10 protein-coding genes are annotated in these 15,919 nt (G+C 50.9%); 5 read left to right on the top strand and 5 right to left on the bottom strand.

The window, feature by feature from the left end; genetic code table 11:
• Positions 1-2: 2 nt before the first annotated feature.
• The 3 genes from L6472_RS12380 to L6472_RS12370 all read left to right on the top strand — a co-directional run bounded on the left by L6472_RS12380 (position 3) and on the right by L6472_RS12370 (position 6,196).
• Positions 3-4,538 carry an InlB B-repeat-containing protein gene (locus tag L6472_RS12380; protein ID WP_237805551.1) on the top strand — a complete coding sequence of 1,512 codons (4,536 nt, stop codon included), beginning with the start codon at positions 3-5 and terminating at the stop codon, positions 4,536-4,538.
• Positions 4,539-4,725: 187 nt separating this feature from the next.
• Positions 4,726-5,916, top strand: a complete 1,191-nt coding sequence (locus L6472_RS12375; protein ID WP_237805549.1) for a phosphoribosylaminoimidazolecarboxamide formyltransferase — start codon at positions 4,726-4,728, stop codon at positions 5,914-5,916.
• A gap of 82 nt (positions 5,917-5,998) precedes the next feature.
• Complete coding sequence (locus L6472_RS12370; RefSeq protein WP_237805547.1) at positions 5,999-6,196, top strand: hypothetical protein; 198 nt, start codon at positions 5,999-6,001, stop codon at positions 6,194-6,196.
• A gap of 436 nt (positions 6,197-6,632) precedes the next feature.
• Here L6472_RS12370 and L6472_RS12365 read toward each other — a convergent pair whose 3' ends face one another.
• The 5 genes from L6472_RS12365 to L6472_RS12345 form a co-directional block, all read right to left on the bottom strand.
• Positions 6,633-8,642, bottom strand: coding sequence for a helix-hairpin-helix domain-containing protein (locus L6472_RS12365; protein ID WP_237805545.1), 2,010 nt, complete (start codon positions 8,640-8,642; stop codon positions 6,633-6,635).
• Between the two features lie 6 nt (positions 8,643-8,648).
• On the bottom strand, positions 8,649-10,154 hold the full coding sequence (locus L6472_RS12360; protein ID WP_237805543.1) for a succinate CoA transferase: 1,506 nt from the start codon (positions 10,152-10,154) through the stop codon (positions 8,649-8,651).
• Positions 10,155-10,227: 73 nt separating this feature from the next.
• Complete coding sequence (locus tag L6472_RS12355) at positions 10,228-10,701, bottom strand: C-GCAxxG-C-C family protein (protein WP_237805542.1); 474 nt, start codon at positions 10,699-10,701, stop codon at positions 10,228-10,230.
• A gap of 3 nt (positions 10,702-10,704) precedes the next feature.
• The gene (locus L6472_RS12350; RefSeq protein ID WP_237805541.1) at positions 10,705-11,874 is read right to left on the bottom strand and encodes a MalY/PatB family protein; all 1,170 of its coding nucleotides are present in this window, start codon (positions 11,872-11,874) and stop codon (positions 10,705-10,707) included.
• Between the two features lie 35 nt (positions 11,875-11,909).
• Positions 11,910-12,755 (bottom strand): DUF3737 family protein, encoded by an 846-nt coding sequence (locus L6472_RS12345; protein WP_237805540.1) that lies wholly within the window; start codon positions 12,753-12,755, stop codon positions 11,910-11,912.
• Positions 12,756-12,967: 212 nt separating this feature from the next.
• Here L6472_RS12345 and L6472_RS12340 point away from each other — a divergent pair, with 212 nt between their 5' ends.
• Entirely contained in the window at positions 12,968-14,815 is a 1,848-nt protein-coding gene (locus L6472_RS12340) for a 2-oxoacid:acceptor oxidoreductase subunit alpha (protein ID WP_237805539.1), read from the top strand.
• Positions 14,816-14,847: 32 nt separating this feature from the next.
• Complete coding sequence (locus L6472_RS12335; RefSeq protein ID WP_237805537.1) at positions 14,848-15,852, top strand: 2-oxoacid:ferredoxin oxidoreductase subunit beta; 1,005 nt, start codon at positions 14,848-14,850, stop codon at positions 15,850-15,852.
• Positions 15,853-15,919: the final 67 nt, after the last annotated feature.

Here is a 15,919-nt window from a genome sequence, read left to right as displayed (position 1 = left end):
TTATGAAACAGATTAGAATCTTATCCATCATGGCTATGGTACTGTGGGCTTCGGCCCTCAGTGCCCAGAGCCACTGGCAATGCGATATTAACGCAAACCAATCTTATATGTCGGTCTACTTCCACCTGACTGATGGCACCAACGTCTACGAAGACACCACACCCTATGAGGTGGCTGCCTTTGTCGGTGAAGAATGTCGTGGCGTAGCAACCTTTGAACAGGTTGTGAAGAATGAGATCACCTATAAGTACGGCTTATTGCAAATCCGTTGCGATGGCGTTTCTGAGGAAACAGCCTATTTGAAGGTTTACAACAAATTGACACAAGAGGAAAAGCGCATCTATGGTGCGAAGATTGCTCTTGTGGATGGTGGAACGATTGGCGAAGTGTCAACTCCCGTTCAATACGACATCATTGCCAATACGCCAAAGTATCAGGTGACAGGAACCCCCAACGACGAGGTGATGGGAACCGTTACTGGCAGCGGCATCTATGAGGAGGAGGAAATAGCACACCTCAAAGCGACAGCCAATACCGGCTATCACTTCGTGAAATGGTCAAATGATGAGACAAACGACACCTGTACTTTCGCTGTCATGAAGGCTACGGAATTGCAGGCTATCTTTGCGCCCAATCAGCACTTACTGACATTCATCAGTGAGGGCGACACGGTACGTTCGGAATTGCAGGACTACAACTCAACGATTGTACTGCCAGAGAATCCTAGTAAGGAGGGCTATAGCTTTACGAAGTGGACACCGTCCGTAGCTTCTAAGATGCCTAACAACCCATTAACTTACGAGGCTCAGTTCCAAATTAATGAGTACACGATGACTTATGTAGTTGACGGGCAGGAGATTCGATGGATTACGAAGAACTATGGTGAGTCTATTCCCGCAACGAGTGCTCCTACAAAGACTGGCTTCACCTTTGCCGGTTGGGATCCTGAAGTACCTGCTACCATTCCTGGAAGCAACATGACCTTTACGGCTCAGTGGACGCGCAACAAGTATGTGGCAAAGTTTATCTCTGAAGGGGAAATTGTGAAGAGTGATTCTGTGCTCTACGAGGATGCTATCTCGTTACCCGAGGATCCGCAGAAGAAGGGATACACATTCTCTGCATGGACGCCTGTCGTACCTGAGAACATGCCTGCTGAAAACCAAACCTTTACGGCTCAGTTCACCATCAATCAGTACCAGGTAAAGTTCATGGCTAAAGGAGAGGCTGTAGTTAACCAGAAGCAGGATTATGCTACTGCCATAGTGATTCCACAGGCACCTGCAAAAGAGGGACATACATTCAAAGGATGGGAACCCGAAGTACCAGAACTGGTACCCGACTCTGATGTAGTCTTCACGGCTCAGTACACGCCCAACAAATACTTAGCTAAGTTCACTTCTGAGGGAGAAACAGTGAAGAGTGATTCCGTAGTTTACGCAACTGCCATCACCAAGCCCACTGACCCACAGAAGGTAGGTTATACCTTTGCGGGGTGGACTCCCGTGGTTCCTGAAACGATGCCGGCTTCCGACCAAAACTTCACAGCTCAGTTTACCATCAACCAGTACACGATGACGTTTGTACTGAACAATGGTGAGGAGAATGTGATGAAGGAACAGGACTACAACAGCGACCTGACGGCACCAGTTCCTACCAAGACTGGTTATACCTTCAAGGGATGGGATACTGCTGTTCCTGCAAAGGTTCCTGCTGAGAATAAGTCATTCACGGCACAATGGGAGGCTATCACCTACACCATCAGCTATGACCTGGACGGTGGTGCAATGCCCGAGGGTGTCACCAACGCTACAACTTACACCATCGAGAGCCAGCCTATCACGCTGGACGCTCCTATCCGCGAGGGATATACCTTCGCCGGATGGACTGGTACGGGACTCAACGAGGCAACGACATCGGTGATTATTGCCACGGGTAGTACGGAGAACCGAAGCTATAAGGCTACGTGGACCATCAACCAGTACACGATGACGTTCGTACTGAACAATGGTGAGGAGAATGTGTTGAAGGTACAGGACTACAACAGCGACCTGACGGCACCAGTTCCTACCAAGACTGGTTATACCTTCAAGGGTTGGGACACACAGGTACCTAGCAAGGTTCCTGCCGAGAATAAGTCATTCACGGCACAATGGGAGGCTATCACTTACTCCATCAGCTATGACCTGGACGGTGGTGCAATGCCCGAGGGTGTCACCAACGCTACAACTTACACCATCGAGAGCCAGCCTATCACGCTGAACGCTCCTATCCGCGAGGGATATACCTTCGCCGGATGGACTGGTACGGGACTCAACGAGGCAACGACATCGGTGATTATTGCCACGGGTAGTACGGAGAACCGAAGCTATAAGGCTACGTGGACCATCAACCAGTACACGATGACGTTCGTACTGAACAATGGTGAGGAGAATGTGGTGAAGGTACAGGACTACAACAGCGACCTGACGGCACCAGTTCCTACCAAGACTGGTTATACCTTCAAGGGTTGGGACACACAGGTACCTAGCAAGGTTCCTGCCGAGAACAAGTCATTCACGGCACAATGGGAGGCTATCACTTACTCCATCAGCTATGACCTGGACGGTGGTGCAATGCCCGAGGGTGTCACCAACGCTACAACTTACACCATCGAGAGCCAGCCTATCACGCTGAACGCTCCTATCCGCGAGGGATATACCTTCGCCGGATGGACTGGTACGGGACTCAACGAGGCAACGACATCGGTGATTATTGCCACGGGTAGTACGGAGAACCGAAGCTATAAGGCTACGTGGACCATCAACCAGTACACGATGACGTTCGTACTGAACAATGGTGAGGAGAATGTGGTGAAGGTACAGGACTACAACAGCGACCTGACGGCACCAGTTCCTACCAAGACTGGTTATACCTTCAAGGGATGGGATACTGCTGTTCCTGCAAAGGTTCCTGCTGAGAATAAGTCATTCACGGCACAATGGGAGGCTATCACTTACTCCATCAGCTATGACCTGGACGGTGGTGCAATGCCCGAGGGTGTCACCAACGCTACAACTTACACCATCGAGAGCCAGCCTATCACGCTGAACGCTCCTATCCGCGAGGGATATACCTTCGCCGGATGGACTGGTACGGGACTCAACGAGGCAACGACATCGGTGATTATTGCCACGGGTAGTACGGAGAACCGAAGCTATAAGGCTACGTGGACCATCAACCAGTACACGATGACGTTCGTACTGAACAATGGTGAGGAGAACGTGGTGAAGGTACAGGACTACAACAGCGACCTGACAGCTCCGGTTCCTACCAAGACTGGCTATACCTTCAAGGGTTGGGACACACAGGTACCTAGCAAGGTTCCTGCCGAGAATAAGTCATTCACGGCACAATGGGAGGCTATCACTTACTCCATCAGCTATGACCTGGACGGTGGTGCAATGCCCGAGGGTGTCACCAACGCTACAACTTACACCATCGAGAGCCAGCCTATCACGCTGAACGCTCCTATCCGCGAGGGATATACCTTCGCCGGATGGACTGGTACGGGACTCAACGAGGCAACGACATCGGTAATTATTGCTACGGGTAGTACGGAGAACCGAAGCTATAAGGCTACGTGGACTGTCAATCAGTACACCATAACATTTACTGCCAATGGTGAGACTATTAAGACTGAAGCGCTGGACTTTGGTGCTACCATTACTGCACCCGAGGCTCCAGACAAGGAAGGCCACACCTTCAAAGGATGGAATCCAGAACTGACGGTAGGTGCAACAATGCCCGCACACGATGTGACCTACGACGCTGTATACACAGCCAACAAATACAAGGTGACATGGGTTGTTGACGGACAGGAAAGCGAGAACGAGGTAACCTATGCGACCTCCATAACCAAGCCAACCGATCCGGTTAAGGAAGGCTACACCTTCACTGGGTGGACACCAGAGATTCCTGATTCGATGCCTGCATTTAACCTGACATTCACGGCTCAGTTTACAGTCAACCAGTACGCCGTGACATTCACGGCAGATGGTGTAACCATCAAAACAGATTCTCTAGACTATGGCTCTGTTATCACACCACCAACTGCCCCCGAGAAGGAAGGCCACACCTTTACTGGTTGGAATCCGACATTGGCAGAAGGTACTACCGTTCCTGCTCATGACGTAACCTACGATGCCGTTTACACGTTCAACAAATACAACGTTATCTATATAGTGAACGGACAAGAGTGGGCACGTGACCCAGTGGAATATGGCGCAACTATCGTACTACGCCAATACACAGCCGAGGAAGGTTACACCTTCAACGGATGGGTGAGCGACCAGGAATACAAGACGATGCCTGCTCATGACATCACCTACACCGCCGACATCACTTCGGGCATTGAGAAAATCTTTGCCGGATGTAAGTACGTGACTGTCTATACGCTTAATGGCACACTGGTTTCTCGTCAGATGCCTCTACAGCAGGTACTGAAACTACCAAGCGGTCTATACATTATCAACACGAAGAGACTATTTATAAAATAACTTCTTTATAATTGATTGCGCCGGGATGCCTGCTTTCCTTTTTATGGAAGCGGGCATCCTTTCGTTTCTGAGGAAGATATAAAATGAAGTTAAAGGAAAAATAAAAATGAAGGATACAGGAGAATAATTTGCAAAAAATGAGTACCTTTGCAGTCAGAAAAGGTATTATTTTCTCTTTTTATAAGGTATGAAAGAATTGGCATTGAAGTACGGATGCAATCCGAATCAGAAGCCATCACGCATCTTTATGCAGGATGGCTCAGAGTTACCCATCGAAGTGATTAACGGCCGTCCTGGCTATATCAACCTGCTTGACGCATTTAACTCATGGCAGCTGGTGAAAGAATTGAAGGCTGCTACAGGCCTGGCTGCTGCCGCCTCGTTCAAGCACGTATCGCCTGCAGGTGCTGCAGTAGGTCTGCCCCTGAGCGACACGCTGAAGCACATCTATTTCGTAGATGACATCAAAGGGCTTGATGAATCGCCCATCGCCTGTGCTTATGCACGTGCACGTGGTGCCGACCGCATGTCGTCGTATGGTGACTTTATAGCCCTGAGCGACACTTGCGATGCTACCACAGCGCTGATTATCAAGCGTGAGGTGAGCGACGGCGTGATTGCACCAGACTATACCCCCGAGGCACTCGAGATTCTGAAGGTCAAGCGTAAGGGTACATACAATGTGATTAAGATAGATCCCGCCTACACACCTGCACCCATTGAGACAAAGCAAGTGTTTGGCGTTACCTTCGAACAGGGCCGCAACGAGATTCGTCTGGACGATCCCGCTCTGTTTGAGAATATTCCCACAGCCAACAAGACATTCACCGAAGAGGCACGTCGCGACCTGATTATTGCCCTCATCACCCTGAAGTACACACAGTCTAACTCTGTATGCTACGTGAAGGACGGTCAGGCTATCGGTATCGGTGCCGGACAGCAGAGTCGTATTCACTGCACACGTTTGGCAGGACAGAAGGCCGACATCTGGTGGTTGCGCCAGCATCCCAAGGTGATGAATCTGCCTTTCAAGGAGGGCATCCGTCGTGCCGACCGCGACAACACCATCGATGTGTATATCTCTGAAGAGGAGCACGACGACGTATTGCGCGATGGCGCTTGGCAGCAGTTCTTCACCGAGAAGCCCGAGGTGCTGACGCTACAGGAGAAACATGAGTGGATTGCAAAGAACACTAAGGTGGCTTTGGGCTCTGATGCTTTCTTCCCCTTCGGCGACAACATTGAGCGTGCTCACAAGAGTGGTGTAGAGTTTATTGCTCAGGCTGGTGGTTCTGTGCGCGATGACCATGTCATCATGACGTGCGACAAGTATGGCATCGCCATGACCTTTACTGGTGTTCGCCTGTTCCATCATTAATAACACACAGAAAAGACTCTCCCCCGACCCCTCCCTGTGAGGGAGGGGAGTGGTTAGATTGCTAATCAAATAAATATATGTTATGGGCAGAGAGGATGATTTTCAGTCGATTCTTGAGAATGGAATTTCTTTTGGTCGCGGTGGAGAGCGCAAAGACCCCAACGAGGGTAAGGTGAAGACCAAGGCTAAAAAGAAGAAGTTCATCACTGGCGCACACGGCAGCGGCTCGGCCCGTCAGAAGGCTAAATACCGCGAGCAGCGTGCCAACCGTAAGCATTAAGCATGGCGTCTTGCCACGTGCATGTCGCTGTCCGATAAAGAAAAGGAGAACTGTCACACTGACGATGGTTCTCCTTTTTTTTGTTTTGACCATCATCAAGAGCCACTATCGTTGTCCTAAAGTGCTCGTTTACGTGCGTTATAGTGGCACTTTCTGCGGCTAATAGTGCCACTATTGAGTTGAATCCAGGGGCTGGACAATTGCTATCCAGGGGCTGGACGGCTGCTATCCAGGGGCTGGAAGTGGGCTCTCCAGCCCTTAGAACTGCGATAAAAGCATAACTCTTATGTTGTTGTTGCGATGGTGTCAGATGACTAAAGCACCGCCATTCCATGCGGAAAGTGCCGCTTTGGGTGAACATTCCGATGGCAACTTGCAAACATGACGCATGTCAACAAGCAGAAGCTGATGGACCTTTGGCGAGCAAGCGCATGAATCAGATGCGGTATTGAAGTTGTAGCGAGAGGTTGGTGGTGCTGGAATGGGGTATTTCCTGCAGTCCGGAGCCGATGGCTGTGCGGTCGAAATAATTGGTGTAGCCCAGCTTGGCGGTGAGGTGCAGGGAGGGAGTGATGGCGGTGCGTGCCAACAGCATGAGGTGCATGCCTCGACCATAATACATGGGAAATGAGAAATCGTAGCGCATCTGCCGTTCGTAGAGATAGAGACGACTGTCATAATCGTCGGTAAGGAACAGGGCAGCGGTGGCACTGATCAGATGCCTTTTGGTCTGATAGGTGCCCTGCTGGCTCAACATGGCACCACGGCTGATGGTGGGATTCGACCTCTGTGAGAGGTCCAATTGGGTCTTCAGTGAGAGTAACTCAGAGGGTTGATAGGTGGCCGACAGGCGTCCGCGCTGTTCTCTGACGGACACAAGTGAAGTCTTGCTGTCATCGTCTTGTTCGCGGAAGCGGGCGCGCAGACGTCCGGAGAGATCCCATCGTGACAGGTGGTAGTTGGCTTGCAGAAAGAGATCGAGTGCGTGTGATGGCTGCGACGCGCGGTAGCGTGGCCAAGGGAAGTAGGCATAGTCGGCATAGGCCTGCAACTGCAGGTGGGACAGTGGTCGGCAGGTGGCACCGATGTAGATGCCGTTCTCGTTCTGTATGCGCGAGCCTTCGCTGAAACTATGTGCATAGAGTGACGTGTAGCGGTAGCTGTAGAATCGATGCAGCGCTGTGATGCTCGTTCCACTGCGTGACTGATGACTCAGCGAGTGGATAGTGGCGATGGCTCCGTCTTGGCTGATGGCAGTCTCGCCACGAATGCTCCAGCGGTAATGCTCGTAGCCATAGAACAGGCTGGCATTGAGAAACTGGCTGCCCTTGGGATTGTAGTAGCGGAAACGCTGCGTGACGTCAGGCTGCAACTCTCGGTCGGTATGCGTGTAGATGGCAGTGGCACCCACGCGAAAGGCGGCTGCATGATAGTCGGCAATCATGCCGAAGGCAGTGAGGTGAGTGTTGTGCTTCTTCAGCATCTCGTCAGGTGTGCGGTGGTAGCCACTGTATATAAGCGTTTTGACTGTGCCGCCATCGTCGTTGAGTGTGGCGTCAACCCCACGGTGCGATGCGAATAGGGTGAGCGATAGTGGCTTGGTGAGTCTGACGGTGGCTGCGACACCCTGAAAATAGCCTTGCTCGGAGCGAGAGCTATGTGGGCGGATGCCCTGTGTCAGTCGGCCCAGCGACTGCAGCGTGATGGTCTTTCCCAGCGATAACCCATTGTTCACTGTCAGCCCCATGCCGGCAGATAGTTTATACTTCCCGATGATGGCTGTGGTGACACGGCCCAAGTTGTTGACCTGAACAAAGTAAGAATAGTTATCGTATCCCCAGCGGTTCTTGTTGGTGAAGAATGGTTCGCCAGCGTCCTGCGCACCGATCAAACCTGCGCGTAGCTTTTTGCCATAGTCCAGTTCGTAGTGCAGTGAATGCCGATATTTAGGCCCCAGGTAGCCATTCTTGTCGCCCTGACGGTCGTAGAAAGGCACGTTGCCAGTGGCTGTGAGTGCCTGACGGATGTTGGCTGGTGGCCGCATGTTGACAGCTGGCGTGTATTCACCGACATAGACGAAATAGGGCAGCAGCGTCAGTTGCTGATAGTTCATGGAGCGTATCATGCGCAGTTCGCCCATGGAGCGCACAGGCCGATAGCGGTCCAGATACTCCATGAGGTCCATGACCTGCTGTTGGGAGAGAAAAGGCAGCTGTTCCAGTTCGCTGCGTGTTGTGGCATTGAGGTTGATAGGGTGGTCGGCCAGCTGTTGCAACAAGTCTATGTCGGCATCAGATAAGTTAGCCTCCTCGTCGTCGGCATAGTCTTCAATCAGTTGTTGGTACACCTGATGCCAGTCGGTGGCTGTGGTCTGTGCAGAAACACAGATGGCTGCTAATTCCCAGAGCAGGAGTAGCAGCCATCGTTGTTTGCGCTGATGTCGCATCAGTATTTATTTTACGTATTCTGAGAAATCGGTCAGATGCATGTCGCCCTTGCGTGCCAGAGTGTCGTGCATGGCAAAGGCAGCAGTCAGGTTGTGGCAGGTCTGTCCCTTCTTTGAAATCTTCAGGTAGTCCCACAACAACTGTTTGTAGTCGGGGTGTGCACAGTTCTCAATGATGCACTCGGCACGCTGAGCCGGGCTCTTGCCGCGCAGGTCGGCCACACCCTGTTCGGTGACGATGATGTTCACGTCGTGTTCGGAAGAGTCCTGATGGCTGACGAAGGGCACGATGCTTGAGATGATGCCACCCTTGGCCACAGACGGACAGGTGAAGATAGAGAGATAGGCATTGCGGATGAAGTCGCCGCTGCCGCCAATGCCGTTCATCATCTTGACACCGCTGATGTGTGTAGAGTTGACATTGCCATAGAGGTCAGCCTCGATGGCAGTGTTGATGGCGATAACACCCAATCGGCGGATGACCTCGGGCGAATTAGATATCTCGCTCTGACGCAGCGTAAGGTGCTGCTTCATGTAGTCCATATTGTCGTAAACCTGCATCAGACACTCGTTGCTGACGGTGAGCGAACAGGCTGACGCATCTTTTACACGTCCGTTGAGCATCATCTCGATGACAGAGTTCTGGATCACCTCAGTATAGATGTTGAAGTCGGGCACGTGCTTATCCTCGCCCAAAGCAGCCAGGATGGCATTGGCCGTAGAGCCTACACCGCTCTGAAGTGGCAAGAACTCCTTGGGAATGCGTCCCTTGTGCATCTCCTCTACCAGGAACTCGGCCGTGAGGAAACCAATCTTCTCCGTCACAGGGTCTGAGTCCTTGAAAGCACGCGCCTCGTCGGGGATGTTGCACTCTACGACACCTACCACCTTGTCCTTGGGGATAGACACGTAAGGCACACCGATACGGTCGCTCACCTTCGTAATCATGATGGGCTGACGGTAGGGAGGATCCAGTGGCTCATAGACGTCGTGGATGAACTTGGCATTGGGGTTGTGGAAACTGTTAAGCTCCAGGATGACATGTTTTGCCAAGCGAGCTGCAGTGGGGCTGATACCACCGGCAGCTGTGAGGTAAACATGATAGTCGTTGCCGCACTCCTCGATATCACAGACTTCGAGAATAGCCCAGTCGATGTCTCCGTAGAAACCATAGCGCAACTCCTGTGCCATGTGGCTCAGGTGTAGGTCGTTGTAGGGAATCTCACCATTGTTCACATGCTTGCGGAAGTCGGGGTTGGTGGTGTAGGGCGCACGATATTTGATAGCTTGAGCATTGGCCATGTCGCCATCAGTACTCTGACCGGTAGATGCACCCGTGAAGATGCCCACCTTGAACTCGCGACCAGCTTCGTGCTCGGCTACGGCAATCTTTGCCAACTCCTTTGTCGTTGCCTTTGCCACACCTGCAGGCGTAAAGCCGCTCATGGCAATGTTCTCTCCGTTTTTTATCAGTGCTGCAGCTTCAGCAGCAGTCATGCGTGTATAAGCCATATATGAGGATTTGATAATTTTGCGTGCAAAAGTACAAAATTATTCTGAAATAACGAATGATTCGTAAGAAAAATCACTGTTTTGCTTCCAAATAGTCAGCAAATATATGGGCAGCAGATATAATTTGATTCACACAGGGGCGTGTCTTGTAATATTCGGCAGTGCGCTCAGAGGCCACGTAGCTGAGTGGGGCATCCTTCTTCAACTTGAGCAATTCGGCACAGATGAGTGAGCCGTGAGCCTCGCGAAAGCGGTCGGCCAACTGTTGCACCACTTTATAATTATAGGATTTGCCTTCACGATCGCCGGGAGTCACGGACCCGCAGTCCAGCCCAGCCAGCAATGCCAGTGCATTGAAGGCGCCACATGACATGCGCAGACGTCCGATACCAGCACCGAAGCCTGCACTCATGCGCAATGCTTGTTCTTCGGTGTAGCCATAGATGTCGGCAAAGGCGGCTACAACCGATTGCGAGCAGTTGAACCCTTGCATGAAGAGTTCTTCTGCTCGCCGGATGCGTTGTTCTCTATTGATGGAGATGCTCATGACCTATTCCTTGATTCTTTCCAATGCCTCTTTGAGAAGTGACTGCGGACAAGCAATGTTCAGTCGGATATAGCCTTCGCCACTCTGCGGACCGTACATGGTGCCGGGGTTGACCCAGACGTGATAGTCACGCAACAGATGGTCGGCATAGGTCTGGGCGGTCATGCCTGTAGCAGTGATGTCAATCCACAGCAGGTAGGTGCCTTGCAGCTGACTGACCTTCCATTGGGGCAGATGCTCCTTGGCATAATCGCACACCATCTGGTAGTTTGACCATAGATAACTGTTCAGTTCGTCGATCCAGTCTTCACTGTCGTTGTAGGCAGCCTTCAGGGCTACAGGACCAAAGGGGTTCAAATCGCACACCTCGTTGATGTTGACGGCACGGTCTAATCGATGGCGCCACTCAGGTTGAGAACAGATGATGTTGGCGGCCTGTAGTCCTGCAATGTTGAAAGACTTAGATGGTGAGTTCAGAACGACGCTGTTCTGTCGGCATGCCTCGCTGACAGCTGCAAAGGGCTGGAAACGATGGCCTGGCATGACAAGTTCACAGTGGATTTCGTCGCTCACCACCTTGACATGATGCTTCATGCAGATGTCGTTCATGCGTGCCAGCTCTTCTTTGGTCCACACACGCCCCGTTGGATTGTGAGGGTTGCAGAGCAGGAATACGGTGGTTTTCTCGTCGGCACATTTTGCTTCGAAGTCGTGCCAGTCAACTTCAAAAGTGTTGCCAACAGGACTCAGGATGCTCTCTAAAACCTCACAGCCATTGTTGCGGATGCTGGAGAAGAAACAATTGTAGTCGGGCGAGAGGATCAACACCTTCTCGCCAGGCATGGTCAGTGCCTTGACGGCTACCGACATGGCCGGAACCACTCCTGTGGTGTAGATAATCTCTTCGCGGTGAATGTCCCACTGGTGGCGACGCTTGAACCAGGAGATGACGGCATCGAAATAGTCGTCCTCCACAACGGTGTAACCGTAAACACCATGTTGAGCCCGCTTGATGACTGCCTCCTGAATGGCGGGGGCTGCCTTGAAGTCCATATCGGCTACCCATAGAGGAATGACGTCTTCGCCCTCAATGGACAGCGGACGGGGTTCATCCCACTTTACACAGCCAGTGTGGCGGCGTGTGACTATCTCATCGAAATTATATTTGGACATGTTCTTCTCCTTTTTTATAAATAGACGTTGATGTTCTATTTCCTTACCTCAATCACGCAATTGGCAGGCTGCTTAATGTTCTTGTCGATGGTCACGCTGCCAATAGAGTCGGCGATGATATGCCCGCTGGTGGGGTTCTTGATATTCTCAATATGTCCTTTGATGTCGGCCTCCATGCAGCTATATTCAAATACGCGGTCGCAATCGGGGGCAAATGTGCAGTTCTCAAGTACCAGTTGGTCGGCATAGCACAGCAGTTGTTCGCCAGCCAGGTGACAGTTGACCAAGCGTACGTTCTTTGAATGCCAAGCCAGATACTCACCATCAAGCACAGAGTCGTAGATGGTCACGTTCTCACATTCCCAGAAAGAGTCCTTCGTTACGATATTGGCATTGTGAATCTCTACGTTCTTGCAATACTGGAATACATACTTTGAATCACTCTTCAATCCGTCGATCTTCACATTCTCGCAGAACATGAAAGGATAAGTGCCATCGTGCAACTCAAGGTTGCGAGCTTCGATGTCGCGACATTTCCAGAAAGTCTCGTCGGCATCGTTGATGACCACATTCTCTAAATACATGTCGTGCATCTCACGGAACATCTTTGGTCCGTCTATGCGCGTGTTGCGCATGTCCATATGATCACTATACCACAGAGCAGAGCGCGCACCAGCGTCAAACTGACAGCGGTTGATCTTGAAACCATGAACATGCCAGAAGGGGTATTTGCCCCAAAAATGACAATCTTCGGCCTCGATGTCTGAACACTCTTTAATGGCGCTCTCGCCTTCACCAATTGTTACCTGTTCCAAACGAGCGTTGTGTGTTTCGAATAAAGGACGCTCGCCTTCAAAATGTTGATTTCTGATAATTTCCATTATATCCCTTATGTTTTCTTTTATTTTGCGGCGCAAAGTTACGAAGAAATCCTGATATGGCGAAATTGCCTAACAATTATTAGCAATTTGTAAGTAAAAAGTGATTTTTTATTCATTTTTGTACATTTCTTGCATAAAAGTTTTGATAATTCGATAAATATTCCGAAATTTGCACCCAAAATTAAACTTACTTCGTATAATTATTTAAAAATATGGCTGAAAATTTGGAAGTGAAAGTACTCGATCAAGTGGTCGTGCGCTTCTCTGGAGACTCTGGCGACGGTATGCAGTTGGCCGGAAACATTTTTTCTACTGTCAGTGCCACCGTTGGCAACGGCATCTCAACATTCCCCGACTATCCTGCAGATATCCGCGCCCCGCAAGGTTCGCTGACAGGTGTGTCTGGTTTCCAGGTTCACATTGGTGCTGGTAAGGTTTATACTCCTGGTGACAAGTGTGACGTGCTTGTAGCCATGAATGCAGCAGCATTGAAGACACAGTATCGCTATGCCAAGCCCGGCGCAACAATCATTATTGATACAGATTCTTTCGGACCCAAGGATTTGGAGAAGGCTCAGTTCGCAACAGAAGATTATTTGGGCGAGATGGGTATTGATGCAGACCGCGTGGTGGCTTGTCCGATGACCCAGATGGTGAAGGATTGCTTGGCTGACAGTGGTATGGACAATAAGGCCATGTTAAAGTGCCGTAATATGTTTGCATTGGGATTGGTTTGCTGGCTCTTCGACCGCGATCTGAATCTCGTCGCCAATTTCTTGCGCGAGAAGTTTGCCAAGAAGCCTGCTATTGCCGAGGCAAACATCAAGGTGATACAGGCTGGTTGGGACTACGGTCACAATACGCACTCCAGTGCCATCAATGTTTATCGTGTGGAGACCAAGGAGAAGACTCCAGGACGCTATATGGACATCACTGGTAATAAAGCCACGGCGTATGGCTTCATCGCTGCTGCCGAGAAGGCTGGATTGAAACTGTATCTGGGCTCTTATCCTATCACGCCTGCTACCGATGTGCTTCATGAACTTTCTAAGCATAAGTCATGTGGCGTGATTACCGTGCAGTGTGAGGATGAAATCAGCGGATGCGCCTCTGCCCTCGGTGCGTCTTTCGCAGGTGCATTGGGTGTGACATCCACCTCAGGACCTGGCATCTGCCTGAAGAGTGAGGCCATGAACTTGGCTGTCATCATGGAGTTGCCATTGGTCGTGCTTGATGTGCAGCGTGGTGGTCCTGCTACGGGTCTTCCGACAAAGTCGGAGCAGACCGACTTGCTGCAGGCTCTTTTCGGTCGAAACGGTGAGAGTCCGATGCCTGTGATGGCTGCAACGAGTCCTACTGACTGCTTTGATGCTGCTTATCAGGCTTGTAAGATCGCGTTGGAACACATGACACCTGTGGTGCTGCTCACCGATGCTTTCGTTGCCAATGGTTCTGGCGCTTTCAAACTGCCAGACATCACTAAGCTGGATGCCATCAATCCTCCTTATGTTCCCGAGGAACTGAAAGGCAAGTGGACACCATACATGCGCGCAGAAAACGGTACACGCTACTGGGCTGTGCCTGGCCGTGAGGGCTTTGCTCATATTCTGGGTGGACTGGAGAAGGACTCGAACACGGGTGCTATCTCAACAAATCCAGAGAACCACGACCTGATGACACGCTTGCGCCAGCAGAAGATAGACAATATTCAGGTGCCCGACCTTGAAGTTGGTGGTGATGCAGAAGATGCAGACTTGCTCATCGTTGGTTTTGGCTCTACCTATGGTCATCTGCATTCAGCCATGGATGAGTTGCGCCAGAAGGGCTATAAAGTTGCTCAGACTCACTTCAAGTATCTGAACCCGCTGCCTAAAAACACGGCTGCCGTTCTTACTAAATACAAGAAGGTGGTTGTGGCCGAGCAGAACATGGGACAGTTGGCTGGCTATCTGCGCATGAAGGTGGATGGCTTTGTTCCCTACCAGTTCAATCAGGTAAAGGGTCAGCCCTTCGTTGTAGAAGAGTTAGTAAACGCATTCGAGGAGATCTTGAAGAAGTAAAGTATAGAGTGAAAAGTGAAAAATTAAGAGTTATGAGTTATACAGCACAAGATTTTAAGAAAGGCCAGCCTCGTTGGTGCCCTGGTTGTGGTGACCATTTTTTCCTGGCTTCACTCCATAAAGCTATGGCCGAGATTGGTGTAGCTCCCGAGAACGTAGCAGTGATTTCTGGTATCGGTTGTTCAAGTCGTCTGCCTCACTATATGGCTACCTATGGTATGAACACGATTCATGGTCGTGCTGCGGCTATTGCTACTGGCGCAAAGGTGGCAAATCCTGACCTGACCGTGTGGCAGGTGTCGGGTGATGGCGATGGACTGGCTATCGGTGGCAACCACTTTATCCATGCTAACCGTCGTAATATCGACCTGAACATGATTCTTCTGAATAACCGTATCTATGGTTTGACAAAGGGTCAGTACAGTCCTACCTCGCCCCGTGGCTTCGTGTCAAAGTCGAGCCCCTATGGAACGGTAGAGGATCCCTTCCGTCCTGCCGAGCTCTGCTTCGGTGCCCGTGGACACTTCTTTGCCCGTTGCGTGGCTACCGATGCCAAGGGTACTGTTGAGGTGCTGAAGGCTGCCTATGAGCATAAGGGTGCTTCGGTTACTGAGGTACTGCAGAACTGTGTGATCTTCAACGACCACTGCCACGACGTGGTTTACAATAACGAGGGTCGTAAGAAGAATGCTATCTATGTGAAACATGGCGAAAAGCTGGTGTTCGGTGAGAACAACGAGTTCGGTCTTGTTCAGCAGGGCTTCGGCTTGAAGGTCGTTGAGATAGGCAAGGATGGTTATACCATCGACGATGTGCTGGTGCATGATGCTCACTGCGAAGACAATACCCTGCAGCTGAAGCTTGCCATGATGACGCCAGAGGATGGCTTCCCCATTGCTCTTGGTGTGATTCGCGATGTTGAGGCTCCCACCTACGACGAGGCTGTTCATGCTCAGTTGGCAGAGGTAAGCGCTCAGAAGAAGTATCACAACTTCACGGAGCTGTTGGAGACCAACGATATCTGGGAGGTCCGTTAATCGATCACGATGATACAAAGAATAGGGGCATCGCTCAGCTGAGCGATGCCCCTTATCGTTTTGATAG

The sequence above is a fragment of the Prevotella sp. E13-17 genome (assembly GCF_022024035.1).
Classification (GTDB): Bacteria; Bacteroidota; Bacteroidia; order Bacteroidales; family Bacteroidaceae; genus Prevotella.
Note: the sequence above shows the minus strand (reverse complement) of the source record. Positions and strands in the feature narration are given on the sequence as shown.

What these genes read in the sequence shown, in the direction of transcription:
- L6472_RS12360 (WP_237805543.1), bottom strand. Translation starts at nt 10,154, where the DNA reads ATGGCTTATACACGCATGACTGCTGCTGAAGCTGCAGCACTGATAAAA.
- L6472_RS12370 (WP_237805547.1), top strand. Translation starts at nt 5,999, where the DNA reads ATGGGCAGAGAGGATGATTTTCAGTCGATTCTTGAGAATGGAATTTCT.
- L6472_RS12345 (WP_237805540.1), bottom strand. Translation starts at nt 12,755, where the DNA reads ATGGAAATTATCAGAAATCAACATTTTGAAGGCGAGCGTCCTTTATTC.
- L6472_RS12355 (WP_237805542.1), bottom strand. Translation starts at nt 10,701, where the DNA reads ATGAGCATCTCCATCAATAGAGAACAACGCATCCGGCGAGCAGAAGAA.
- L6472_RS12350 (WP_237805541.1), bottom strand. Translation starts at nt 11,874, where the DNA reads ATGTCCAAATATAATTTCGATGAGATAGTCACACGCCGCCACACTGGC.
- L6472_RS12375 (WP_237805549.1), top strand. Translation starts at nt 4,726, where the DNA reads ATGAAAGAATTGGCATTGAAGTACGGATGCAATCCGAATCAGAAGCCA.
- L6472_RS12365 (WP_237805545.1), bottom strand. Translation starts at nt 8,642, where the DNA reads ATGCGACATCAGCGCAAACAACGATGGCTGCTACTCCTGCTCTGGGAA.
- L6472_RS12380 (WP_237805551.1), top strand. Translation starts at nt 3, where the DNA reads ATGAAACAGATTAGAATCTTATCCATCATGGCTATGGTACTGTGGGCT.
- L6472_RS12335 (WP_237805537.1), top strand. Translation starts at nt 14,848, where the DNA reads ATGAGTTATACAGCACAAGATTTTAAGAAAGGCCAGCCTCGTTGGTGC.
- L6472_RS12340 (WP_237805539.1), top strand. Translation starts at nt 12,968, where the DNA reads ATGGCTGAAAATTTGGAAGTGAAAGTACTCGATCAAGTGGTCGTGCGC.